The following is a 25,523-nucleotide window of genomic DNA, read 5'->3' as shown; positions in this document are numbered from 1 at the left end:
AGCCGAAGGAGATGTTCCGATGCCTACCCCGTGTAATCTGAAGGTTGCCGAGTACCCCGGCTCGTCGCAGAAGGAAGGTCGCGATGGGACGAGCGATGTGTTCGAGATCGAGCACCACCTGCACAGCCCCACCGATCCCACCACCGGGATGCCGGCCGGCGTCCGCGTGCACAGCCCGATGCGGGTCGTGAAGGAAATTGACAAGGCCTCGCCGGGCTTCCACAAGGCGCTGTGCACCGCGCAGAACCTGGCCGAAGTGATCCTCGACTTTTACCGGATCGACCCGGCGACGCGTTCGGAAAAGAAGTACTACACGATCACGATGAAGAACGCGCGGATCGTGGACCTGCGGCCCTACATGCCGATGAGCTTCGTACCGCAGAACGAGTCCTACCGGCACATGGAGCAGGTCAGCTTCGTGTACGAGTCGATCGAGTGGAACTGGGTTCCGGACTCGGTTGTCGAAATGGATTCGTGGCGCATGCCGGGCTAATTCCCCGGGAACTGGCGGCGGGCGGCGGAGGGCCGCCCGTCACCGTGTGTCGGTGCTCGACCGTGAGGGGCGAGCGGCACGGGCGATGCGTACGGGCAGGCGTGGAAGATCAGGCGGCGAGCGATGGCGCGAGAGCAAGCTCTGCTCGATCGGCTCGCGGCGGCGCAGTCCTCCGACCGCGGAGACCGCTACCGCGGGTCGACCGTTGGCGAAGATCTCGAAGCGCTGATGGAGTCGATTCGCCGCAATCTGCGGCGCCTGCTCAACGCGCGCCAAGGCATGTGCGAGGCGGCGCCCGAGTACGGCCTGCCCACCTTGTCCGAACTGATCGTCGGGAACCAGCAGTACGTGCTGCGCGTGCAGGATGCCATTCGCACCGCCATTGAGCGCTATGAGCCGCGCCTGCGCCGGGTCCGTGTGACGCAGCAGGCGGTCTCCGAAAGCCGGCATACTCTGCTGTTCCGGGTCGATGCGGTCATGGTCGGACGGGCCGGCGAGCACCGCGTTTGGTACGAAACGGAGTTCACCCCCATGGGCGAGTTCCACGTCGCCGGTTGACGGCGTCGCGGAGCGCCTTGCCGTGCGCCGCTCGAACGGCGCGGCAGCCGTGGGTGTGGCGCGATTGGGTGTCCGCGTGAGCCGAACCTACTTTCAGGATGAGTTGCGCTACCTGCGCGACGTCGGGCCCGAGTTCGCCCGTGCCAACCCGGAGATTGCGCGCCACCTGAGCGACGTCGGTACCGATCCCGACGTGGATCGGTTGCTCGAGGGTGTTGCGTTCCTCTGCGCCCGGATTCGCCAGAAACTCGATGATGAACTCCCGGAACTCACCGGCGGCCTCATGGGCCTGCTGTGGCCGCATTATCTGCGGCCAGTACCTTCGCTCACGATCATGGAGTTGCTGCCGGACGTCGATGCGCTGCAAGGTGCAATCGTCGCGGCGCCTGGTGCGGAGTACGCCAGTCGTCCGGTGGACGGCACGCGTTGCCGGTACCGCAGTTCCTGGCCGGTCAAGCTCCGCCCGCTGGTCATGCGGGAGGCGCGGCTGGAGACCCCGGCGGCGCAACCGCCGCGGCTGGTGCTAACCCTGCGGGCGGCCGGCAAGGCGACCTTGTCGGGAATTGATCTGGACGTGGTGCGACTGCATTTTGCCGGGGACCCCGGCACCGCGTTCGCGCTGTACCAGCTTATGGCTGCTCACGTGGCGTCGGTGACGGTGAACGGCGGCAGCGGTCGGAGCCGCACGCTGCCCGCTCACAGCGTGCGAGTGGCCGGTCTGGCACAGTCCGAAGGCGTCGTTCCATATCCGGAGTACATCTTCGCCGGGTACGCGCTGCTGCAGGACTACTTCGCATTCAAGGAACGATTCCTGTTTGTCGATGTGTGCGGGCTCGACGCCGCTGTCGCGGCGCTCGAGTTGGAGGAGGAGGCCGAAGTGGTCTTCACCTTCAGCCGCCGGCTCGAATCGTACCCGCTGGTTTCGCGGGATAATGTGCGGCTGCACTGCGTGCCGGCGGCGAACCTGTTTGCGCACCATGCGGAACCGATCCGCGTACAGCATGACCGGGTGCGATACCTCGTTCAGCCCGCGGCGGCCGGGCTGGCGGACCGTCGGCATGCGGAGGTATTCTCGATCGATCGCGTGGTCGGACTCGTGCGTTCACAGGGGCTGGAGGCGCGCGAGTTTCCTTCCTTCCACTCGTTCGAGCACGCAATCGGCCGGGACACCGACGCGGCTACGTACTACCAGCCCCATGTGACGCCGAGTCTGATTGGTTCGAGTGCGCGGTGGGGGACCGACACCTTTGTTTCCTTCGTTGTGGGCAGCGGGCTGGCGGGCACGCCGACCGAGGAGACGATCTCCGTCGAGCTGACCTGTACGAATCGCGACCTTCCGGCGGAGTTGCGGGCCGGGGACATCTGCGAGTCGACCGACCGGTCGCCGGCCGGCGTGCGGTTCCGCAACCTGACGAAGCCGACACCGACCATCAGTCCACCGCTGGGCAAGGGATTGCACTGGCGGCTGCTGTCGCACCTGTCGCTGAACTACGTGTCACTGGCCCGGCTCGACCATTTCAAAGAATTGCTGCGCGTCTACGACTTTCAGGCCGCGTATGATGCGCAGCGGGCGCGGACGCTCGAACGACTGCTGGAGGGGGTGTTGGCGATTCACGCCCAGCCGCGCGGTCGGATGGTCCGCGGTGCCCCGGTGCGGGGTGTCCAGGTCGAACTGGAACTGAACGAGGAGCACTTCGCGGGTGAAGGCGATGCGTGGCTCTTCGCGGCCATCCTCGACCACTTCCTCGCGGCCTACGTGACGCTGAACACCTTCAGCCAGTTGCGTGTGCGTTTCGCGCGGTCAGGAGTGGAGTACGAGTTCGCCCCGCGTTGGGGTGCGCAGGCCACACCGGCGGGAGGCGATGATGGCTTCTGAGAGCCCCCGGACCCCGCCGGACGCCGTACCCGTGACGCTGCTTGAGCGGCTCGAGGCGGAGGCGCCGCGTTTCGACTTTTTCCAGGCGGTCTGGTTGCTCGAGCGGCTCGTCGGGGGGTTGCCGGTCGGCGAGCGTGGTCCGGTTGCGGATGAGCGCATTCGATTCCGCCCGGACCTTTCGCTGGGTTTCCCCGCGAGCGATGTACGCCGTATTTTGGCGCAGCGTGACAGCACGCGCGGTACGACCTCGTACACGCTCGAAGAGACCTTCCTCGGACTGTACGGGGTGTCGACGCCGTTACCGCTGCACTACGCCGTGGATATCCTGCGCGGGGCGGATGCGGGTTCGATCGAAGAGGGGGCGAACGCCGCGGACGAGAACAGTCCGGTCCGGGCGTTTCTCGACGTCCTGCACCATCGCGTGATTGCGCTCTTTTACCGGGCGGGGCTCAAGTACCGTTTCGAGCGGACGTTTCCGCTCGCGGGCCGGGACGTCCTGAGCAGCTACCTGCGCCTGCTGATCGGACTGCCGCCGGGCAGTGGTGCGGGACAACTCGGTGTGCCGCCGATTCGGCTACTCCGGTATTGCGGCACGTTGACGCAGCATCCCCGCTCCGCGGCGACGCTGGCCGGCTTGCTTTCGGACTACTGGGGCGGCCTGCCATTCCGGGTCACGCAGTTCGTAGGCGAATGGGTTGCGCTCGACAGCGCGGACCAGAACCGTTGCGGCGGCATGAACTGCACCCTGGGTGAGGATCTCACCATCGGGGAGCAGGTCTATGACCTCGGCAGCGCGTTCGCCATCACGGTCGGACCGGTCGACTGGGAAACCTACCTGACCTTCGTACCTGGCGGACCGCGTTTTCGGCAGACCCGCGCCCTGATCAAGCTGTACTGCATGGACCCGCTGGCTTTCACGCTGGAAGTGGAATTGGCGGAGGGCGTGGTGCCGGAGACGCGCCTGACTTCGGAAGACGACGCCGGGGCGCTGGGTCTGACCACTTGGGTCAGCAGCGTGCCGCTGGGGGCCACTGCGGCGACGTTCGCCGCGACCGAGGAAACGGAAGTTCGGATCGGATTGATGTTGTCGTAGCCCTGCGGGATTTGCGCCGCGGGCGCCGTTCGAAAGCGAGAGAGATCGATGAGCGAATCCACCACCGCGACCGCCACCGCCGAACAGTTGCGCGCCCTGCTACGGCGTTGCGACGCCCCTCTGATTCAGGCGTTCCAGGGGGCGGCCAGCGTCTGTCAGTCCCGGGCGCACTACGAAGTCACGCCCGAACACCTGCTGATGCGCCTGATCGACGAGACGGTTACGGATGTCAACGCGATTTTCGCGACTTTCAACGTGGATCGTGGTCGTGTGCGGGCGGGTGTGCAGCGGGCGCTCGAGCAGTTCCCCGGCGGGCATCGCGGAAAACCGGCCCTCTCGCCGAAGCTGGTCGAGCTGTTCCAGTCGGCCGCGGTGTTGGCGGATGAGTTCGGCCTTGAGCAGTTGCGGCCGGGGCTTGTGCTGCTGGCGATCGCATTGAATCCGCAGCATACGGCGGTGGCGCAGTTCACCTCGGAGCTCGAACGCATCAACATCGACCAGTTGCGCGATCACTTCCATGAGATCGTGCTGGGAGCGCCGGCCGGCGGTGGTACGGCCGGTGACGGCACGCCGCAGGCCCGGCCGCGGCCGGGCTCGGCGGAGGGGGCCAGTGCGCTCGAGATGTACTGTGTCGACGTGACGAAAAAGGCGGAAGAGGGCAAGATCGATCCGGTCTTTGGGCGGGATGCGGAGATCCGGCAGGCCATCGACATTCTGGGGCGAAGGCGCAAGAACAATCCGATCATCGTGGGCGAGCCGGGCACCGGCAAGACCGCGATCGTCGAGGGCCTGGCTTTGCGCATTGTGAACAACGACGTGCCGCCGTTCTTGCGGGGGGTGCGGCTGGTGTCGCTCGATCTCGGCCTGCTGCAGGCCGGGGCGGGGGTCAAGGGCGAGTTCGAGAACCGGCTCAAGAACGTCATCAAGGAGATTCGCGAGAGTGCGCAACCGATGATCACGTTCATCGACGAAGCGCACACGCTGATCGGAGCGGGCGGCGCTGCCGGCGGGGGTGATGCCGCGAACCTGCTGAAGCCGGCGCTGGCCCGCGGGGAGCTCCGCACGATCGCGGCGACCACCTGGGCGGAATACAAGAAATACTTCGAGAAAGACGCCGCACTCGAGCGGCGCTTCCAGCTCGTGCGGTGCAATGAGCCGTCGATCGAGGATGCCGTTGTGATGCTGCGCGGGCTGAAGGACAAGTACGAGAACCACCACAAGGTGATTGTGCTGGACGAGGCCATCACCGCGGCAGCGGAGTTGTCGACACGCTACATCAGCGGGCGATTTCTGCCGGACAAGGCGGTGGACCTGCTCGACACGGCCGCGGCCCGCGTCGCGGTGGCACTGACGACCCGCCCGGCAGGCCTCGAAGACCTCGACCGCGACCTTACCAACCTGGATACGGCGATTACGGCGCTGGAGCGGGATGCCGCGGCCGGCGTCGCGATCGAACCGGCGGTATTGCAGGAGATGCAGGCGACCCGCGCCCGACTCGTCACGGAGCGCGAGGAGGTCGAGCGGCGCTGGCAGGAGGAACTGGCGCTGGTTGAAAAGGTGCGCGGCTTGCGTAACACGCTCCTGACGCGCTCCCGTGGTGGATCGCCCGATACGGCGGCCGCGGCCGACCTCGGCGCCGAGCTCGACGAAGCCGGTCTGCGCACCGCGATCGACGAGGCGCTGCGTGCATTGCACGCAATGCAGGGCGACGACCCGCTTCTGCATCCACAGGTCGATGCGGGGGCGGTCGCGGCGGTGGTCTCGGACTGGACCGGTGTGCCGGTCGGCAAGGTGGTGAAGGATGAAATCGCGGCCACGCTGAACATGGAGGAGCGGCTGCGCAGCCGCGTCGTGGGGCAGGATCACGCGCTGGGCATCGTGGCGGAAAAGCTGCGGGCGGCGAAGGCCGGTATCGGCAATCCGACCCAGCCGATGGGTGTGTTTCTGTGTGTCGGTCCGAGCGGCACCGGCAAGACTGAGCTGGCCATGAGCGTGGCCGAGCTGCTGTTCGGCGGCGATCGTTTCCTGACGGCAATCAACATGTCGGAGTTCATGGAGAAGCACACCGTCTCGCAACTCAAGGGGTCGCCACCCGGGTACGTGGGCTACGGCGAGGGCGGCGTCCTGACGGAGGCCGTGCGGCAGAATCCGTACTCGGTCGTGTTGCTCGACGAGGTCGAGAAGGCCCACCCGGACGTGATGAACCTGTTCTACCAGGTCTTCGACAAAGGCAACCTGGCCGATGGCGAAGGGCGCGTGATCGATTTCAAGAACACGGTGCTATTCCTGACGAGCAATCTCGGCACGGACGTGATCCAGCAGCTCTGTGAATCCGGCGAGGAAGTGACGGTGGACGACTTGAAGCAGGGCATCTACCCGCACCTGCGGGAGCACTTCAAGCCGGCCCTGGTGGCACGCATGACGGTGATCCCATTTCTGACATTGAGCCAGGAAGTTCTGCAGAACATCGCCCGGATGAAGCTAAGTAAAGTAGGGAAGCGACTCGCCACCGCCCACAAGGTGCGATTCGAGATCGACGAAGCGGTGTACGCCGCGGTTGCGAACCGCTGCCAGCAGGTGGACCTCGGCGCACGGCAGATTGATCACGTGATCGACCAGGCCGTGCTGCCCGTGTTGTCGCGGCGTGTGCTGGAGCAACTTGCGACGGACACGCTCCCGCCGGTGATCCGGATGGGTGTCGATGCGCAGGGCGAGTTCACCTACGCCTTTGGTGAGGCGTAGGACGGCCGGGTCCGCCGGCGGCCCCGACGATTCGAGTTGAGGAGGCACAGGCATGCCCCTGGTAACGGACCTCAGCGAAGCGCAGATGACCTTTCAGGTCGGCTCGCTGGAAGCGGACCTGTTTGAAGTGATCCGCTACGACGGGTCGGAAGGGCTGTGCCAGCTCTACCGGTTCGATATCGACGTGGTTGTGACCGGCGCCGAGGTCACCTTCGCTTCCGTGGTGGGGCAGGCCGGCGTGCTGAGCATCAATACACCCGCGGGACCGCGCTATTTTCACGGGATCGTGAGTCGCTTTGAGTTCCTGGGGCAGGTTGCCGACAAGCAGTATTTCCATGCCGAGTTGGTGCCGAGTGTGTGGCTGCTCGCCAACCGGTACAACTGCCGCATCTTCCAGGACCGTACGGTCGAGCAGATCATCAGCGACGTGCTGGAAAAAGCCGGGATTCCCAGTGACCGCTTCCGCTTCGCGCTGTCGGGGCAGTATGACCCGCGCGAGTATTGCGTGCAGTACCGCGAGAGCGACTACAACTTCATCTGCCGCCTGATGGAAGAGGAGGGCATGTGGTGGTGCTTCGAGCAGACCCGTGAGGAGCACGTGCTGCTGATCGCCGATGCGAAGGCCGCTTACGCCCCGCTTGGAGATGAGGCGAACGTCCCGTTTCGTGAGGCCATGGGTCTGCGAAACGACGAAGAGGCCGTCACCCGTTTTCAAATCGGTCAGGCGGTGCGCCCGGGGACCGTGATCCTCAACGACTTCACGTTTCTCGATCCGGCCCTGCCGCTGGAGGTGAAGGCGGAATCCGAGCGCGACGCCGGTCTGGAGTTCTACGACTATCCCGGCGAGTACCAGGCGCAGGCCCGCGGTCAGACCCTGGTGGAGCGCCGGGCGCAGGAGTTCGAGAGCGCCCGGACCGTCGGGGCCGGGGCCACCAACTCGGTCCGATTCGCCCCGGGGCGAACCTTCACCCTGACCGAGCACCCGGCCGCGAGTCTCAACGCGAGCTATCTCATCGCGCGGGCCTCCTACCGTGGTCAGCAGGCCACGCTGAATGCGAGCAGTACCGACGCGCTGGCGACATCGCTGCTCGATCCCCGCTCGCTACAGGCCGTGTTGACCGCGACACGCGCGTCGGATGAGGTGGTGCGCGGGTTGGCACAGGCACTGCTGCAGTTGTCGGGCCGGCTGCGGTCGGGGGATCTGGAGAGCCGGGGCGCGGTGATGCAGTGGGCCTACCATGCGGGGCAGGTTTCGCGGGAGCTGGCGGCGAACGCGGCGGTCCTCGGAGAAGCGCCGACCGCCGCACTCGCGGTACGGCGCATGATCGCGGAAGTGCTGGCGGCGAACTGGGCACCTGAGGGCGCGCCCTACAGCTGCACCTTCGAATGCATCCCTGCGGCGCTGGAGTATCGCCCGCCGCGCGTGACTCCCTGGCCGGTGATCCGCGGCACGCAGACCGCGCGGATCGTGGGGCCGCAGGGCGAAGAAATCTGGTGTGACGAACTGGGCCGTGTGAAGGCGCAGTTTCACTGGCATCGGGAGGGCCAGTTTGACGACACCTCGAGTTGCTGGATACGCGTCTCGCAGGGTTTCGCGGGCGGCGCATACGGGATGTTGTTCCTGCCGCGCGTGGGGCAGGAGGTGATTGTCGACTTCATCGAGGGCGATCCGGATCAGCCCATCATCGTGGGTCGGGTGTACAACCAGGACCACATGCCCCCCTATCCGTTGCCCGACGAAAAAACCAAGAGCTGTATCAAGACCCATAGCAGTCTGGGTGGCGACGGCACGAACGAGATCCTGTTTGAGGACCTGAAGGACAGCGAGCAGATCCTGATCTATGCCCAGAAGGACCTGCACATCCGGGTGAACAACGACCGGGTGGAGAATGTCGACAACAACAGCCACCTGACCGTGAAGAAGGACCGCTTCGAGCTGATCAAGGAGAACGTCCATCGCGAAATCAAGCTCGATGAGAAGAATCTGGTCGGCGGCAACTTCTCCCTGGAAGTGAAGGGCAACGTCGGTCAGAAATTCGGCGGCAACCACCAGGAAGACGCCGACAACATCTACCTCAAGGGGGCTACGAACGTCGTCATCGAAGCGGGCAGTGCGCTCACGCTGAAAGTCGGCGGAAACTTCGTGAAGATCGACAGCAGCGGCGTCACGATTCTCGGGACGGCTGTGAAAATCAACAGCGGCGGTTCGGCCGGCAGCGGCACGGCCGTGGCCCCGGAAGCGCCGGAGGCACCCATCGACGCCGGTACCGCGACGCCGGGCAGCGATACCGTGTACAGCGGCGGGCAGGAGCTGGCCGCCGCCACGGCGCCGGCCGCGCTCCTCGGCACCGAGTGGCAGCCGCCCGAAGACGAAGAGCGCGAGACAAGCTGGCTCGAGCTCGAGCTGGTCGACGAGGCGGGTGAGCCGGTCCCGAACGAAAGCTACGAAGTGCTCGACGCGGACGGTGAGGTACTGCGGAAGGGGGCGCTGGATGAGCAGGGGCGCGGCCGGGTGGTCGTGCCGGAAGCGGGTTCGTACAACGTGCGGTTCCCGAAGCTGGACGCGGATGCGTGGGAGCGGGCGTGATGGCAATGCAACCAGGTGGCGGCGGAACGCGGCAGCAGCGGGCAGCCCAACTCCGGGCGGAGGAGGAGGCCCGGCGCGCCGCACAGCAGGGTGGCCTGGTCGACCCGAACGAAGGGCTCGACAACGAGGCGCTGGGTGGCACGGGGCCGGTGGGTCAGGGTGACTACATCGTGCGCGAGGGCGACTGTATGTCGTCGATCGCGAAGGATTCCGGGCACTTTTGGGGCACGCTTTGGAACGCGCCGGAGAACGAGGAGCTGCGCGAGGTACGCAAGAATCCGAACACGCTGCTACCCGGTGACAAGGTCTTTATCCCGGAGTTGCGTCCGAAAGAGGAGGCGTGCGAGACCGAGGCCCGCCACCGCTTCATCCGGCGGGGCGAGCCGGCCAAGCTCCGGCTGCGGCTGGTGCGCGGGCCCTCGCAGTTCCTGCCGGACAATGACGATGGCGTACCCCCGGGCAAGCTGGCGCAGGATCAGCCCTGGGCCAACGTGCCCTACAAACTGGTGGTCGACGGGCGCACCTTCGAAGGCACCAGCGATGGTGACGGCTGGATCGAAGTGAACATCCCCGGTAACGCCACCCAGGGGAAGCTGCTGCTCAACCCCGGCGAGCCGGAAGAAATCGAGATGCCGGTAGAACTCGGACAATTGGCGCCTATTTCTGAACTGAAGGGTGTGATGCAGCGGCTGGAGAATCTGGGCCTGCGGTGTGGTAACCCGGGCACCTACCGGATGACTCCGGAGGTGCGTGAGGCCGTCCGGAAGTTTCAGCAGCAGCACGGCCTGCCGGCCACGGGCGAACTCAGCGACGAAACGCGGCAGAAACTGGTCGAGGTGCATGGCAGCTAGGGCGCAGCGTCCGACAGGGTGCCCGTCCGGCAGCCGGAGGTTCATGGCGGCATGAGTCGCAGGTTCTATATTCGCGTCGACCAGATCGAGTTCTCCGACCGCTGGCAGAAGGCGCTGCCGGAGGAACCGAAGCTGTTGGTGTACCAGGTGGACGGGGTCATTGAAGTAGGAGGTGACCGACACTCCGCCGGTGACATGTTCGAAGAGCGCGAACGCAAACCGAAGGTGCTCGCGCTTTACATGACCAGCACGCTTTGGGGGCCGCGCGTCAAGCTGGACGACACAGCCAAGAAGTTCAAGGTGTCGCTCGACGTGCAGGAGTTCAGCAACGGTGTGACCGACAAGTGCGTGGGTGAATTCGATCTGCCGTTCGAGACGCTCAAGCCGGTAAAATTCACGCTCAACGCCGACGGCGGTGGCTTCACTGCAACGATCCAGGTCATACCGGATTTCATCGGGCGGCGGGTCTACACCGGGATCAAGGCCGCCCGCACCGTACCGGACGCCACGGCCTACAACGCCGTCGGGACACCTTCGAAAGTCTATCTGCGAGCGGCCATCTGGGCGCCGAAGACAAGCATGGACTCCTCCCGTGCCACCAACGCGCTGATCGAATCCAAGTACGGCAGCGTGCCGCCCGAGTGGCAGGAGCGTTTTTCGCAGGAACCGAAGGATGTCACAGCGGAGCATCCCTACCTTCGTGCGAAGTTCCTGCTCGATACGATCATGGCGGCTGAGGATGTCTGTGCCCGGCGTTTCAAGGCGGAATATGACGAGGTACAGCGCAAGGGCGAGCAGGTGCTGCACCTGTTTCTCGGGCCGGAGTGGTACTTTCGGCGTGGCAACCGGCCTTATCCCCAGCATGACATGATCAACGTGCTCAACCTCCTGAACGAGCTGCTCACCGAGGACGATACATACAAACCCTGCCGCAAGTGGCTGATCATGCCCGGCACGATCTACTGGGGCATGCAGATGGAGCAGACGGGCCGGTCGCGCTGGTTCGTGTTCAACACCCTGCCGATCTACTGGCAGGGGACGTTCTTCACCTACCTGAAGCGCAACGAGGCCGACATCGACAGCAACTTGAAAAAATCGGGCGCTGAGATCTGGGGCCAGTACGCCGAGCTACAGGTCGGCCGCGCCCGCCTCGCCGCCGCCAGCAAGGACACCGTGTACTCGGTCGGCGGTTTTCGCTTTGGAGTGGAAGTTTGCCGGGACCACGCCATGGGGCGCCTGGTGCGCGACTGGGGCAACGATCCCGACAGCGGCATCGACGTCCATGTCGTTACCGCCAACGACGTCCAACCGGACTCCTGGAAAAAGGTGCCCAAGGACGGTGGGCTGTTCGTGTACTGCGATGGTAACAAGGGCATGCGGGCGCTGTGGCGGGTCGGCCGTAACACGACGCATCCGAAAGCGACTGAGTACGAGGCCCGCCGCCGGGCCCTGGCCACCAAGTTCCACGCTTTCGCGACGCTCGAGGACGAGAAGCGCGAGAACGAGTCAGCCAAGACCTACAAGCAGGAGCGCGTTGACAAGGACAAGGCGCTGTCCAGCAGTGAGAAATCGAAACTCAAAGCCGAGATCAAGGCACACGAAAAACGCATCGGTGAGATCACCGCGGCCACCGTACCCATGCAGGAGTTCATGACTGCCCTCAACGACTTCAAACCCCTGATCCGGGATGAAGCCGTGCAACCCGTGTTCGTTGATCCGAACTTCCTCTTGAGTATTTTTGGGCTGGAAGAAATCTAGGGTCGCGCTGCCAGCGCGCCGTACCGAGGTAGCCATGCCGCCGGCCGCACGCACAACTGATCCGACCGGACACGGCAATCCCCTGGGGCCCGGCCCGGGCAGCCCTGACGTCATGGTCGGCAACATGCCGGCCTGGCGCGCGGTGCCTACTTCTGTCGGCGGTGCGATCGACGCCATCTCCAGTGAGATGGAGTCGTTCATGTCCAAGCCGCTGCTTGATCCGCCCGGTTCGGCCAGCGATCTCGTCAAGATCGCACAGAAGCTGATCGAAGGGGCCGCCAAAGCGGCCGCCGCCGGTGAGCCCGGTGCCGTGGGCACGGCGGCGAGCCAGGTCGTGACACTCGTCACCACCAACGTCTCGCTCACGGCGGCGTGGACGGCCGCTTGCGCCGTGCCCGGCGGCAAGCCGGCCGGGGACACGGCTTACACCGAGGGCATCAAGGCGGCCGCCGCCGCCGCCGCCAGCGCCACCATGTCGGCGATGGCTGGGTTGGCGGACATGCACGTCTGCCCGATTCCGACGCCGATTCCGCCGCATGGCCCGGGGTTCGTCACCAAGGCCAGCGCCTCGGTCATGATCAACAATCTGCCCGCCGCACGACAGGGGGACAAGGTGATGGAGGCCTGCGGCGGGGCCGATCCGATCTCGATGGGCGAGGCCACGGTCGAGATCGGCGACTCCGGCGGTGGCGGCGGGGGCGGTGCCCCGGCATCGACGGATGACAGCGCCACCGACGATGCCGTCGAAGACTCGCAGGCGACCTCGGCCGAGAATGCGCTGATCGAGGCGGCGCGCGCGGGTACACCGCTGATCGAACTGTCCCAGGCCTGCCAGATCATCATTCCGGGCACCGAGGAGGAGGCCAGCACCTTCGCGCTGCGTGTCGTGCTGGACGAGGACGGTACGCCGGTCCGCAATATCGAGTTGCAGATCAAGCTCCCGGACGGGACGGAAGAGTCGTGGCTCACCGATGCGCGGGGTGAGGTTTTCATTGACGACCTCGAAGAGCCCGGGGTGTGCGACGTGAGTTCCCACACGCTGCACCCGCGCCTGTCGCAGGTGTACGACTTCGTCGGTACCGGCGAGACCCCGCTCCAGCCGGAACCGCTGCGAGCCCGGCCGCAGGAAGGCGAGCTCGGCGCAGCGCACTTCGTACGAACCATCGCCGAAATCGAGGAGCGCAAAGTCCGCACGGGTGACACGCTCGAAAGTCTTGCCCGTGAGGTGGAGCTGACGTGGCAGGATCTGGCCCAGTTCAACTGGGGCACGGCCGTACCCGACGAGGTCAATCGCCACCTCCGCGATGAGGTCGGCTGCACCCAGCGCGACGCCCGCGGCAATTACCGTTTTTCTGATACGGATGAGCCCGGAGTCGTGCTGCTGCCGAAGAAATTCGAGCTCACCGGCCTGGCGACCGATGTGCTGCATACCCTGCGCATCCGCCCGGTAACGCCCGAGCCGCAACTGCTCGAGTGTGTCTCCATTCCAGGCATCACCTTTGCGTTCGACAAGTCGTTCATTCGCCCCTGGATCGTCGATTTCATCCAGCCGGTGGAGGCGGCGCTCCAGCGCTACCCGAATGCGCAGGTGCTGATCTACGGCCACACGGACCGCGTCGGCAGCCCGACGTACAACAAGTCGCTCAGTGATCGGCGCGCGAAAAGCGTGTACGCCTTCATCACCGATGATACGACGATCTGGGAGGAGCTCTACGGCCAGGAAAACTGGGGACTGGCCGTGATCCAGGAGATTCTGCACGACCTCGGGCACGATCCGGGACCGTTCGACGGTCTCATGGGCACGCGCACCCAGGCGGCGATGGATGCCTTCAGCGGCTCGCCCAACACGCAGAACAACCGCGCCTTCCGCGAGCGGCTCTTTCGGGCGTACATGACAGGCAATCACGATGTCCGCGTTCCGCCGGAGCGCTTCTGCGAGCCCAAGTATGTTGGCTGCGGCGAGTACAACCCGGCGGTACCGCCGAACGAGCATGAGCTGGCCAACCGTGCGCCCGGCAACGAGCCCAATCGTCGCGTCGTGTTCTTCCTGTTTGACCGACCGCCGCGCTCTGCGCCCTGCCAGGTGGGCAGCACGGGGCCGTGCCAGTCGGAATGCAAGAAGCATCCCACCGAGCGGCGCAACGTCCTCAACCAGTGTGCGTACTATGACCGACTCGCGCAGGAGTGCACGTCGGAGCGCGGTCTGTGGATCGACCTGCAAACGGTCGATGAACTGGGTTTCGTGGTGCCGAACGCGGGTCTGATCCTGTTCCCCGAGGACGAACCGCCGCGCGCGATTCAGACCAACGCGCAGGGTTATCATCGCGAGTGGTACGTGCCGGCCGGCAACGTGCGCATTACGCTCAGCGACCGGACGCCTGTTTACTACGGGCGTTTCGGTGAGCTGGTCGAGGCGGAACTGCACACCGATCTCGCGGCCGCCACGGTCACGCGCATTGTGATTCGCGGCCTGGTGGATGCCGCGGCGCTGCGGGCCCAGCGCGAGCAGGAGGCGCTCTACCGCCCGGGTGAAAATCCCCCGCCGCTTTCGCGCCGTGCCCGCACGCGACCGGAGATGACCCCCGCACAGCTTCCGGTCGACCCCGGACCGCGCCCCGGCAGTCGTCCCGCGGATGGGCCCGAGTCCGAACCCGATCAGCAGCAGCAACGGAGGGCCGCGCGCAACGTCGTGGCCGTGGATAACCTCGCGCTGGCCGCTGGGTACAACGGGTCGGAGTTCAACGCCCGGGACTTCATGGAACTGTTGCGCGAGTGGTTGCAGGACTACTACGCGAGCGGCATCGCTCGCGGTTATTACGTTGTAGGGCTGAGCAACAGCGAGATGGTGGTTCGTGATCCGGGCAGCGGCGGTGGTGGGACCCGTTTTGCGGTGGATCGCAGCTTCGCGGGCGCGCTTGGTGCGTACGCGCTGTTTGAGGATCGCGAGAACGCCGCCTTCTACGACATGACCTTCCGCCGCTACGTGATCCAGGTCGACCCGGTCGCGGAACAGAATGAAACCGGCGAAGAGAATGGTCCGGATGCGCCGTCGGCGCGCGGGCGTGGTGTTCCGATCCATGAGCTGGCCGTCGACGAGGAGGGATTCCTCGAACAGCAGCGCTCGCGCCGGCCGAAGGTCGAAATCGCCTACCGCATGTTCGAAAACGCCGCCCTGCATACCCTGGTGGCGCGCTGGGGCGGGGCGGGTGTGCTGGAGCCCTATCCCGGTTCCGCTGCGCTGCGCGACCGTGTCCACCGCCGCAACCTGGCGACCGTGCGGACCTGTGGCCGGGCCTACCGCGCGTACCTCGACGCCTACATCGACCAGAGTGCGCCGAACCGGTGCCGCTGAAGCGCAGCGTGGTGACGTCGGCGCGGCCGAGGATGCCCTGCGTGCCCTGGGGCCGCCGCCGGAGCCGTACGCGTTTCCACAGCCGCCCGGCATCGATTCACACCGGGCGATCGAGCTCTACTCGACGTACAGCCAATCGGGGGCCTCGAGCTTCCCGGCATGGCGCGCCATCACGGAACGTATCGACGAGTTGAACAACCGGCACTCGGAAGGTGCAGCGTGGTTGCGGCTGCAATTCAAGGCCGCCCCGCGTGTGAATGCCGTCGATACACCCGCCGGGCAGGTCTCTCCAATCCAGGCGTACTCGGAAGTACAGCTCACCTATAACTTCGACATCGGTTCGGACGGCTTCCGGCGGATCCAGGAACAGAGTGTCGTCTTCGGCATCCAGGGCGGCGTGCCGAATCGGACGCGACAGCGCTATGCCGTGGGCGGCGGCGTGGAGCACGAGACCGATCTCAGTTCGGGCGCCGAGAAGGTGACCCTCAAGCTGAATGCCGGCGTCATCGGTGTCGAGGCCTCCGACGATGGTACCATGAAGGTTTCCCGCTCGTTGCCGTCCGGCCAGGAAGTCAGTGTTCAGAGTAACCTCAGCACCGGCTACAACAGTATCAACGTGCAATTGCTTGATATTCCGAATTGGGGTTCGATTTCGGTCAGTCTCTGCTGGCGGACGAACAGCCAGGAGACGCTCGAACGCGTGCTGTCCAATGGCCCCGGATTCTTCGAAACCCGCAGCATGCAGCAGTTGCTGCTGCAGACCCAGTGGAGCGACCTGAACTGGGATGAACGCCAGCGCCTCACCGTCCTGGGCTGGGACGGGGCGACATGGGATCGCCGCTTCTACCTGCGAACCACCGATGCCGATTTCCCGGCCGCCTGCCGCAAATCCCTGAACGAGTTGACCTGGGAGGAGCGCCGCGCCGTCAACCATCTGCGCATCGGGTACGACAACTGGCCGCAGGTTTGGCGACAGGTTGCTACCGGCCGCGCGTTGCCGAGTGCGGGCGGCTAGCGCGCCGCAGCGGAGTATGTGAGAATGCCGCGTACGTTTCAGCTTTCATCCGAACATATGAGCGCCTTCTCGGCGGCGCAGACAGCGCGCTTCGAGAATGAGATGGTCGCGTATTTCCAGAAGCACTATCCGGACGATGCTCGCCGACTCGGCGAAGAGGGCCTCCGCGAGCTGATTCGTTCCGGCGTCGAGCGTGCCCGCAGCTACGAAATGGCGCGCGAGTGCGACGTGGCGCGTTTCGTGCAGTTCCTCATTGCCCTGCGGCCGGACTTCGACACCGCCAAGGACTGCGACTGGGTGCGGGCGATTCTGACGGATCGCCGGTTCCTCGCCCCGGACAAGCTCGACCGGATCGCCGGCGTGTGGCCGGCCGGTCCCCAGAAGGAGCCGTGCTGATGTCCGGAACGCAGCCAGCCCCGCAGACCAGCGGCGGCGACAATCCGCACGGCAGCCCCGCGCGGCGCTGCAAGCCGTCATTGCCAGCGCCGAAGCTGACGATCAGCGTGGTCGACCGAATCGGGCTCCAGCCGCTCGGCAAGCCCGCGGCAACGGTTGCCGTGACAGGGGTTGGAACTCAGCAGACCGGCCGCAGTGGCGAGGTGACCTTCAAGGACGTCACCGCGAACACTGAGTACAGCGTCACCGTCACCTGCGACGGCTATCGCACCCGTACAGCCAAGGCCCACGTCGGCCTCGGTGAGACCCGCAAAGTGATCGGCCTCTCACAGATGGGTCTGCTTGCGCTGCTCTTCCGCGACAAAGATGCCGACAAGCCGCTCAGCGGTGTGCAGGTCAAGGTGCGACCGCGCGGCACCGAGCTGGCTCCGGCCCCCGCCGAGCAAACGACCGGCAGTGAAGGCCGACTGGACTGGTCCGAGGTCGATTTCGGCAGTTACACGGTTGATGCGCAGAAGGGCGGTTACCTGCCCATCAACCGCACGGTTGTGCATGACCGCGACGGTTTGCCGCCGCACACTTTTGAGCTGCTGCGGGTGAAGCCCGAAATACGCTGGCGAAAAAACGCCGGAGCACCGCCGCGGTACATTCTGGTCGGCCAGGTCATCGAGCTTCTCGGTAACGCCGCATCCGCGTTTGTGAAAGGTTCCTTCGACTGGTCGGTCGAGGGTGCCGCGGCCAGTGTGCAGCCGGCCGCGCGGCAGGACAACGTCAGCAACGTCGGCAACAAGTACATCGACCTGGCCGCCGGAAACAAGCCGAGCAACGCCGTCGGTGGCGACGCGGTGAAGATGAAGTTCACGCCGGAGGGGGGCACGGAGGGGATCCCGGCCAACGACTACCGCTTCACGGTGATCGAGCAGAAAATCTGCGCCGAGGACGGCGAATCCGAGCCCCCGCTGGACATCCTGCCGGGACAGAAAATTCGCCTGACGGCAGTGGTGAAGCCCGGTGTGCCGGGCAGCTACAAGTGGACGAGCAAGAGTGAGCGGCTGAAGCTTTCCGCCGCGGCACTGCCGTGGGTCGAGGTGGAGCGCGGCAAGGGTTACAGTGACACGGAAGGTGCGGAAGAGCTCGAGTGCGTCTTTACACCCAACGATGGACCGGCCTTTCCAGCGATGCAGGTGAAGCTGACGGTGCGAGGTATCCGCATCCGGGCCGCCGATGGAACGAGTCGTGCGCTGCGAATCGTGGAACGCAACCGCAGCATCCAGCTCAAGGCCATCGTGACGCCGCCGAAGGAGGGCACCTTTGCCTGGACCACCGACAGCACCCTGGCCACGCTTGAGCAGGCCAATACCGACATGGTGACGGTCAAGGGCGGGAAGACGCTCAGCAAGAAGCAGGGGGATGTCGTCCTGAAGGTGACCTTCACACCGAATGGCGCGGATGCATGGGTTCCCGGCAGCGTCAAGGTGACGGTCGGGGCCATCGACATCCGCCGTGAGGACGGCCGCCTGCCCCTGCCGGCGAACTGCGTCTTCAAGGAAACCCGCAAGCTGAAGGGCATGACCTGGCCGGCGATGACCGGCACTTTCAAGTGGAGCACCAAGAGCGCGCTGCTAACGCTCGCCGATGCGAGCAAGCAGATCGTCCAGGTGACGGCGGGGACGACCACGAGCAGCACCGCGGACGGCGAGGAAATCGAGCTGATCTTCGAACCCAAAGGTCAGGGGCCGATGGCACCCAAAACCGCGAAGATCCCGGTCGTGCCTTATGCGATCCGGGCGGAGGACGGGATTGCCGATCCGCCCAAGACCGTCGCGGTGGACCGTACCTTGCGCCTCAAGGCCGTGCATTCTGCCGACTTGGTGGGGGTGTACGCCTGGTCATCGGCTTCCGCGAAGCTGACGCTGCGTGATACCGCCAAACAGCTCGTGGCGGTGGTTGCGAGCAAAAAATCCAGTGCGGCGCCGGAGGCGGAGACGATCCAGCTCACGTTTACCCCGACCGGGCAGGCCGCGCTACCCGCGGTGCAGCACAAGATCGGTGTCGGAGCCGTGCTTTTCTCCGCGGAGCCCAGTCACAGTTGGGGCTTCGACAAGTACGAGCGCTTGTCCTATGTGGACAAGAACGGCAACGCGACCAACGACTTCCACGATCCGAAGTACGACATTCTCTCGATCAAGAAGAGTGCGCTCGGCAAGGTCAAGATCGACGTGCAGGGTTGCACACCCAAGGAAGTCTTCTTCGTCTCGACGAAGCAGAACCGCTGCCAACCCAAGGTGGCGCAGCCCACGGCGGCCAGCGAGGTGTTGGAGATTCAGGCGGGCGCGTTTGACAAGGACGATACGGCGCTGATTGAAGCCCGCCTGGGCAGCGCCACCGGTGCCCTGCTCGGACAACTTGGCATCTGCGTGCTCAAGGAAATCACTTACCAGATCGAGTACTTCCGCGTCCACGATTCGACCAATGCGGCCACGCTGCCGCAGGAGAACATCACCGCGGCCCAGATGCGCACGCGGTTCAACGAGATCTACAAGCCAGGCGTCGCCCGCTGGACGATTGCCGGCGGCGATCTCAAGGATGTTGCGTACGACCTGATCCCAAATGGCAAGCTGGATCTTGAGCCCGGGACGGATTCGGAGGAATGGGCCAAGATCAAGGCGGCCTGCACCACCGCCAAACCGTCCGTGGTGTACGTGCGTGACTTGCGCTGGTCGTTCTACCTTGCGGCGAACTGCGCGGCCACCGACACCAAGATCAAGATCAAGGATTATGGCGGCTCGCTTGCGTACATCGGAGCGAAGAGCTACGACATCGAGGATTCGGACGGCAACAAACGCACCATTACGGTCAAGCCGAACGGGATGAACACAAGCACGGGCGAGGCCGAACTCACCGGTGCGGTCGGCTTTGCCTTCCAAACTGCGAAGAAGGCGGCGCTGATCTGGCCCCTGGCGGGCCTCAGCGGCCACGTCGCCGTCATCAAGGACCTCGGCTCGGCCGACCTTGTCAAGCAGGTGGCGATGCACGAGATGGGTCATACCTGCTGTGAGTTCAAGGATATCTGCGCGCAGGACTGCCTGATGTTCGCGATCTCAGGGATGCGGTTCAATATCCGCAACCGCCCGATCACGCAGTACTACCACGCGCCGACGACCGAGCAGCAGTGGCTGCTCATGAAGGGACGGACATGAACCGGGTGACCGGCTTTGCCATCCGCCGTCGCACACGCCGGGCGCTGCGCGCCGCGTGGCCGCGGTGGTCGGCGGCGCTGGTCCTGTTGATGGGATGCACCACCGCGATGCCCAATGATGAACGCACCGACAAACTCGTCCGCGATGTGCTGCGGGATCTCGCGAGCGACTCCACCTACGCCACGGCCGAAGTGCTGCGCATGCAGCGCGAGCCGGGTTTTGTGGCAGCGCTGCTTGCGGCCGTGCCCGATGCGCCGGCTGCGGCGCGCCGGCCGCTCGTCGAGCTGGCTGTCGAACTCGGGCGGCCGCGCATTCCCCCCGCGGGCGACCTGCCCGAGTACCTGGCACCCTATGTGGCCGACCCGCGGATCGTCGGGTTCCTCGTGGGTGAGCTTTCAGCCGAGGATCCGGAGGTGCGCAGCCGGGCCGGAGAACTGCTGGCGGTGGAGGTGCCGGACCCGCTGATTCGCGATTACCTGCCGGATGTTCTCGCTCACCTGCAGCGCTACCCGGAGATTGACGGCGCTGCCTGGCTGCTGGGGCGGACCGGGGCCCAGCGCGCCCGCGAATTGCTCGAGTCGAATGCGGCATTGCGGGACGCAAACCCGGCGGCGACGCAGGCCGCCCTCGCGAAGCTGGGCGACGTACAGGCGGAGGATGCGCTGCTCGCCGCCTACCGGAACGCGAAAGAGCCGCGCGACAAGGCCGAGGCCGCGCTGCGGCTGGGCTACGCCGGCACGGTTCGTTGTGTGCTCGCGCTGGCGCGCGACATCCGCACGCCCGAAACCTACGTCTGGATGCGGCTCTCGCGCCGCTCGCTGCGTGTGCATATCATCGAAGGACTGCACGCCGCTTTCCCGACCGAGCCGCTCTTCTGGCGACCCCTGCTGCGGCCCCGCGGGGATGAGTTCTACGAGCGCATTGAACAGTGGATTACCGCTCGGCTGGGTGTCACGTGGGAGCAGCCCCGGCCACCCTTTTTGTATGAAGAAGATGCGCCGCATCCGGTCGAGCCGGATTGAGGACGTGGTGATTGCCCATGCCTGCTGCGACGTCACCGGTAGCTGAGATTCTGCAACGGGCCGTGCCGCCCGGAGCGCGGCTGTACGCGCTGCTCGACTCGGCCTGCGCGCCGGATGGCCCCTTCGAGGCCGCCGATGCAGGTGCGGCCTGCGAGTCGCTCTTCGCGGGGCGCGCCGGCGACCACCTCCGCGACGTGGCGCCGTACCTCGCCGAGTTTCCGCGCCGCTCGGCCTTCGCCCAGTGGTGGTTCGCGGAATGGGGTAAGAGCGTCGGCATCCTGCTCGATGCTCCGGCCGAACTCGCCGAGGTGCGGCGGCATTTCCGAACGCTGACGATCGTGCGCGATGCCCGCCGGACGAAATACTTCTTCCGCTTCTATGATCCCCGTGTGCTGCGGACGTTTCTCCCGACGTGTACGCCGGCAGAAGCCGAACGTTTCTTCGGGCCGGTGCGCACCCTCTATTGCGAAGATGAGGATCGGGGGCTGCTCTGTTATTCGCTGGTCGATGGGAAACTTGTGAGCAGAAAGATCCCGTTGACCACCTAGTCTCTTTGTTGGGCCGAAAGGAGAACCCATGAACTCGTTGCTCGAAGCGAAACTCAGCGACCTGCTGCTGCATAAGTATCGCCTCAATCCGAATGATACGGGTACCGTCCTCGAGTGCATCCGACGGCACGCCCGTGTGGCCGGCCATGAACTCGACACCGAGTACCGCTTCGCCGGGCTTGGGGCGGGTCCGGAGGGGCGCGTGGCGGCCAGTCTGGTGGATCAGGCCCTGCTTGGCGGTGGCTGCGAGAGTTCCGAATACGCCGTCAAGACCCAGATCAAGGAATGGCTGCGGGTCACTCCGCGCAAGGGTAAGCGGTAAGTCTCCCCGCGGACGTCGGCCTGGTGCGCCTCCCGGCGTGCGCACTGGCGAACGGCGTGCCGTGCGCCCGCGCAGCGTGTGGTTGCGCGGGTGACCGATTGTGCAGGAGCGGCGCGTTTCCCGGTACCGCGCGCGGCTCGTCTACTGCTGGCATTGAGCCACAATTCAGAGCGGAGGCGCTCCATGTCTGACTCCTCGCTCCCGCCCGATGTGGGCGTTGACTTTCCATTTCCGGAAGGGCTGCGCGTCACGCGCGAGCGCCCGTTCCACATGTTGCTGCTGGCGGACTTTGCCGGCAGCGAACAGGGGCGTCTCGACGGCCCACTCGTGGATACAGGGGTCGGAGTCAGTGCGGACTCCTTCGACGAGGTGTTGGCTGCCGCCCAGCCCGCGGTCGCTTTTACCGTCGCGGATCCGCTGATTCCGGGTGGTCCTATGGCGGAAGTAGCGCTGACCTTCAGGACCATGCAGGACTTCCGTCCGGAGCGCATTGCCGAGCAATTGGCTGCCACTCGTCCTTTGCATGCCGCGCGGGAATTGCTTGTTCAACGCCTGCTGGGCAAGCTCACTGCGGATGTGCTCACTGCAAAAGCAGGTGAGCTTGCGAGTGCTCATGCGGTCCTGAGTTGGCTGCCCGATGCGCTGCGCACCGGTAGCGCTGCAGAAGCCGCCCAAAACGTCGACGCCCTGCTGGATCAGTTCGACCTCGGCGGTGAGGAACCATCGGCTGCGGAGTCGGCTGCGGCGCCCCCGAAGTCGGGCGTCGGGGCACTCGTTGCCGCCGCGGCCGGTGCCGGCGGGATGAAGATTCCCGCCACGGAAGCCTCCAGTCTACGGCGGGCGCTGGCGAAGCTCGACCAGCAATGTGGCACTTGGCTGAATCTCGTGCTGCATACCCCCGCGGTGCAGCGCCTGGAGTCGACTTGGCGCTCCGTAGCATTGCTGGTCTCGAAGCTCGATTTTCGGGCCGGGATCCGGCTGCAACTGTTGCACGCGCCGCGCGCTCACCTTGCCGAGCGGCTCGTGGCGAAAGTCATTGACCCGGTCTTTGACGAAGGTGCGCAGGCGCCCGATGTGCTCCTCGTGGATGAGCAGTTCGGCAACACACCCGCCGACCTGGAGGCACTCGACGAACTCGCCCAGCACGCCGCGAGTCTGCCGCTGGTGGTGCTCACCGGCGTAGGTGCGGCGTTCTTCGGCAGCAAGCATGCCTGGCAGGTGCCGGCGCTCCCGGCCTTCCACAACCACATGGATCAGTGGCAGTTCGCGAAATACAAAACGCTCCGAGATCAGCCCTATGCCCGTTTTCTCGGCCTGATCTTTGGCCGCGCCCTCCTCCGGGCACCATATGTTCCCGCGCGCGACGGAGACCTGTCGTTCGCTTTTCGCGAGGATTGCGTCGGCGAGCGCGATCTGCTGTGGGCCGGCGGCCCGATCATCGCGGCCTGCACTCTGTCCGCCAGTTTCGCAGAGAGTGGCTGGCCCACCGGGCTCGTTGGACGAGTCGACGGCTTCGCGACCGGCCGCGGCGGTCCCAAGGGCGACAAGCCCCTCGGACCGGCTGACACCGCACTGAGCATGGAACGTGCCCAGGAACTGGCCGCGGTCGGGCTCAACGCGATCATCGGCTATGAAGAAGAAACGCGCGTCGTGCTCTGCAACGGCTTCAGCGCGGCGCGCCCGGCGCGTCCCGAAGGTGGCGCGATTCTCGAAATCAGTCTGCCTTACCAACTTTTCGCGAGCCGTCTCTCGACACTGTTGCTCGACCTGCGACCCCACCTTACCCGCCTGGATACCGAAAAACTCGTGGCCGTGGTGCTTACGCATGTACGCGACTGGCTGACCGTGGCCGACATCACTCCCGACGAGCAGCAGATCTCGGTGCAGGCGCGCCCGGTCGAAGGTGCGGCCGACGGGGTCGAATTGGCGGTGACTGTCACGGCCCCGCCGCGCGTGCTGCCGGGCGGAGTACCAGTGGTGGTGGGCTATCGTGTGCGGTGACGAAGTTCGGGCACTGGGCGGTGTGGTGCCCCGTTAGGGCCCCGGACAGACAATGATGGTGTCGGGCAGGAATTCGAGTGCCTTCTTCACATCCTCCCAACTCAGTTCACCTGGACCGCATCCCGGCCGCGGGAGGATCGTGACTTTTTCGCCGACCAGCGCGAGTAGTTCCCGCGCGCTCCGCTCAATGATTGGCAGCGTCGGACCGGACCATTGGTACTGCTTGATGGGGAAGGAGCACAGCCCCGGCCGAATCTCGTGCACATGATTGCCGCGCGAGGTCAGCAGCCGTGCCAAGTCGGTGGAGATGCCCGCAAAGCGCCCCGCCGCCTGGCGTGCGGAATTCGAATCCAGCGCCGCTTCGCCATTGGTGACGGCCGCGCTCGTGAGAATGCAGCGGTAATCCGCTTTTTCCAGCCAGAGGTCGCAATACTTCTCGATCATGCGTTTACCGCTCGTAGCCGGACTTGCTCAGCCCCGGCTCCGGTCGCCGGAATTTACCGGACCGTAGCGGGAGCGCTGCGTTACGCCGCATCCCCAACATTATCGGCGATACTGTCGACATTCTTCCGCGTCCATTGCACGGTTTCTGACTATGGCATGAGCCACACGGGACCGGGCACGTACGAAGTGTGGCCGCCCTGCACGTGGATTGCAAGGCCGGAACGCCGATCAACGCCCGCGGCGCAATAGTTCCCGGCGAGCTTCCTCCAGGCGGTTCCGCTCGTCCGGAGTGAGTGCCTGCATGCCCTCGCGGCTGATTTTCGTGAGGATCTGATCGATTTCCGGCTGGGTTGCCGTCGGCTGGCTAGCCCGCCGCTCCGCAGGTTCGGGGGATGTTCCGGACCGGGTACCACGCCGGGACCGCCGCTTGGGGGGCTCTGAAAGAGGTACCGTCAATACGGGACGATCGGCGACCCGCACCATGACTTTCAGAATGCTCCAGGTGGCGCCCGCACCGGCCAAAGCCGCGCCCAGCCAGGCCAACGCGCCCGCGCCATGGGTCATGAACGCGAACAGTACGGCTAAACCAGCACACGCCGCATAGAGCGTACGGCCACCGAGGGAGTGCCCAGCCAGCGTGATCTGCTGATCGCCCAACGAATACCAGGTTAACCACAACAGCCCCGCCAAGGCGCCGAGCGGGTAGTCGAGCACGCGCGTCGCGAATGTCGGCGAGAGTAGTGCGACTGTCAGGTAGACGGACCCGGCAGCCAGATTAGCCCCTCCCACGCACAACAGGAGCTGCGCATTGGTCATGGTCTCGCCGAGCTGCCGACCAAGGGCCCACAAGAAAAAGAGTACGAGTGCGATGGCGAGTGGGTTCGTCATCGCAAATGGATGCAGCAGCACGGCGAGTGGGTGCAGGGCGCCGTCCCCCAGTTGCACATGGGCTCGCACGACGTCCGCGTCACGGCCATAGTGGAGTATCAGCATCATGGCCGCCGCGACCGCGTGCAGCAGTAGCAGGAAAGTGATTGCCCATGTGACCCGCATGCGGCCGGAGAGCCGTCCGATCAGGCCGCTGTGCGTCTGAGAGTATTCGCGATCCTGCCAACCCAAGGTCACACCTGTGTGACTGTCATGCACGCCTACGCGATGCATCCGAACTCATCATCATAGCCGCGCGACCGGCTCCGAAGGAGTGCGCTACACAAGGAACGAGTGCTGCATGGCCACACGAAAGCGCTGCCGGGCCCTTGTGCTTT

18 protein-coding genes are annotated in these 25,523 nt (G+C 65.3%); 16 read left to right on the top strand and 2 right to left on the bottom strand.

Annotated elements, in window-relative coordinates; translation table 11 throughout:
* The first annotated feature begins 19 nt into the window (after nucleotides 1-19).
* The 16 genes from hcp to IPM18_04350 all read left to right on the top strand — a co-directional run bounded on the left by hcp (nucleotide 20) and on the right by IPM18_04350 (nucleotide 23,814).
* The gene (gene hcp, locus IPM18_04425) at nucleotides 20-493 is read left to right on the top strand and encodes a type VI secretion system tube protein Hcp (GenBank protein MBK9118835.1); all 474 of its coding nucleotides are present in this window, start codon (nucleotides 20-22) and stop codon (nucleotides 491-493) included.
* A gap of 123 nt (nucleotides 494-616) precedes the next feature.
* The gene (gene tssE, locus IPM18_04420) at nucleotides 617-1,051 is read left to right on the top strand and encodes a type VI secretion system baseplate subunit TssE (protein MBK9118834.1); all 435 of its coding nucleotides are present in this window, start codon (nucleotides 617-619) and stop codon (nucleotides 1,049-1,051) included.
* A gap of 22 nt (nucleotides 1,052-1,073) precedes the next feature.
* The gene (gene tssF / locus IPM18_04415; protein MBK9118833.1) at nucleotides 1,074-2,927 is read left to right on the top strand and encodes a type VI secretion system baseplate subunit TssF; all 1,854 of its coding nucleotides are present in this window, start codon (nucleotides 1,074-1,076) and stop codon (nucleotides 2,925-2,927) included.
* Complete coding sequence (gene tssG / locus IPM18_04410; protein ID MBK9118832.1) at nucleotides 2,917-4,020, top strand: type VI secretion system baseplate subunit TssG; 1,104 nt, start codon at nucleotides 2,917-2,919, stop codon at nucleotides 4,018-4,020. Before tssF ends, tssG begins: the two co-directional genes overlap by 11 nt.
* 48 nt (nucleotides 4,021-4,068) lie before the next feature.
* Complete coding sequence (gene tssH, locus IPM18_04405; GenBank protein ID MBK9118831.1) at nucleotides 4,069-6,762, top strand: type VI secretion system ATPase TssH; 2,694 nt, start codon at nucleotides 4,069-4,071, stop codon at nucleotides 6,760-6,762.
* A gap of 52 nt (nucleotides 6,763-6,814) precedes the next feature.
* Nucleotides 6,815-9,349 (top strand): type VI secretion system tip protein VgrG, encoded by a 2,535-nt coding sequence (gene tssI, locus IPM18_04400; GenBank protein MBK9118830.1) that lies wholly within the window; start codon nucleotides 6,815-6,817, stop codon nucleotides 9,347-9,349.
* On the top strand, nucleotides 9,349-10,200 hold the full coding sequence (locus IPM18_04395) for a peptidoglycan-binding protein (protein ID MBK9118829.1): 852 nt from the start codon (nucleotides 9,349-9,351) through the stop codon (nucleotides 10,198-10,200). The genes tssI and IPM18_04395 overlap by 1 nt, the downstream gene beginning before the upstream one ends.
* A gap of 51 nt (nucleotides 10,201-10,251) precedes the next feature.
* Nucleotides 10,252-11,958, top strand: coding sequence for a hypothetical protein (locus IPM18_04390; GenBank protein ID MBK9118828.1), 1,707 nt, complete (start codon nucleotides 10,252-10,254; stop codon nucleotides 11,956-11,958).
* Between the two features lie 34 nt (nucleotides 11,959-11,992).
* Nucleotides 11,993-15,310: a PAAR domain-containing protein gene (locus IPM18_04385; GenBank protein MBK9118827.1), complete on the top strand. Its 3,318-nt coding sequence runs from the start codon at nucleotides 11,993-11,995 to the stop codon at nucleotides 15,308-15,310.
* Nucleotides 15,288-16,325 carry a hypothetical protein gene (locus IPM18_04380; GenBank protein MBK9118826.1) on the top strand — a complete coding sequence of 346 codons (1,038 nt, stop codon included), beginning with the start codon at nucleotides 15,288-15,290 and terminating at the stop codon, nucleotides 16,323-16,325. The genes IPM18_04385 and IPM18_04380 overlap by 23 nt, the downstream gene beginning before the upstream one ends.
* Nucleotides 16,326-16,349: 24 nt before the next feature.
* Nucleotides 16,350-16,721 (top strand): hypothetical protein, encoded by a 372-nt coding sequence (locus IPM18_04375; protein ID MBK9118825.1) that lies wholly within the window; start codon nucleotides 16,350-16,352, stop codon nucleotides 16,719-16,721.
* A complete protein-coding gene (locus tag IPM18_04370; GenBank protein MBK9118824.1) occupies nucleotides 16,721-19,921 on the top strand; it encodes a carboxypeptidase regulatory-like domain-containing protein in 3,201 nt (1,066 codons plus the stop codon). Before IPM18_04375 ends, IPM18_04370 begins: the two co-directional genes overlap by 1 nt.
* Nucleotides 19,918-20,943: a hypothetical protein gene (locus tag IPM18_04365; protein MBK9118823.1), complete on the top strand. Its 1,026-nt coding sequence runs from the start codon at nucleotides 19,918-19,920 to the stop codon at nucleotides 20,941-20,943. The genes IPM18_04370 and IPM18_04365 overlap by 4 nt, the downstream gene beginning before the upstream one ends.
* A 17-nt stretch (nucleotides 20,944-20,960) precedes the next feature.
* Nucleotides 20,961-21,491 carry a DUF4123 domain-containing protein gene (locus tag IPM18_04360; GenBank protein ID MBK9118822.1) on the top strand — a complete coding sequence of 177 codons (531 nt, stop codon included), beginning with the start codon at nucleotides 20,961-20,963 and terminating at the stop codon, nucleotides 21,489-21,491.
* A 28-nt stretch (nucleotides 21,492-21,519) separates the two neighbouring features.
* A complete protein-coding gene (locus IPM18_04355; protein MBK9118821.1) occupies nucleotides 21,520-21,813 on the top strand; it encodes a hypothetical protein in 294 nt (97 codons plus the stop codon).
* Between the two features lie 183 nt (nucleotides 21,814-21,996).
* Nucleotides 21,997-23,814: a type VI secretion system contractile sheath large subunit gene (locus IPM18_04350; GenBank protein MBK9118820.1), complete on the top strand. Its 1,818-nt coding sequence runs from the start codon at nucleotides 21,997-21,999 to the stop codon at nucleotides 23,812-23,814.
* Nucleotides 23,815-23,847: 33 nt separating this feature from the next.
* On the opposite strand, the gene IPM18_04345 is transcribed toward IPM18_04350, so the two are convergent.
* Nucleotides 23,848-24,258 carry an ADP-ribose-binding protein gene (locus tag IPM18_04345; GenBank protein MBK9118819.1) on the bottom strand — a complete coding sequence of 137 codons (411 nt, stop codon included), beginning with the start codon at nucleotides 24,256-24,258 and terminating at the stop codon, nucleotides 23,848-23,850.
* 228 nt (nucleotides 24,259-24,486) lie between these two features.
* Nucleotides 24,487-25,419, bottom strand: coding sequence for a hypothetical protein (locus IPM18_04340; GenBank protein ID MBK9118818.1), 933 nt, complete (start codon nucleotides 25,417-25,419; stop codon nucleotides 24,487-24,489).
* Nucleotides 25,420-25,523 lie beyond the last annotated feature (104 nt).

The organism is Phycisphaerales bacterium, from assembly GCA_016716475.1.
GTDB lineage: Bacteria > Planctomycetota > Phycisphaerae > UBA1845 > Fen-1342 > JADJWG01.
The sequence above is the reverse complement of the archived record's forward strand: the minus strand, read 5'-3'. Positions and strand labels throughout refer to the sequence as shown.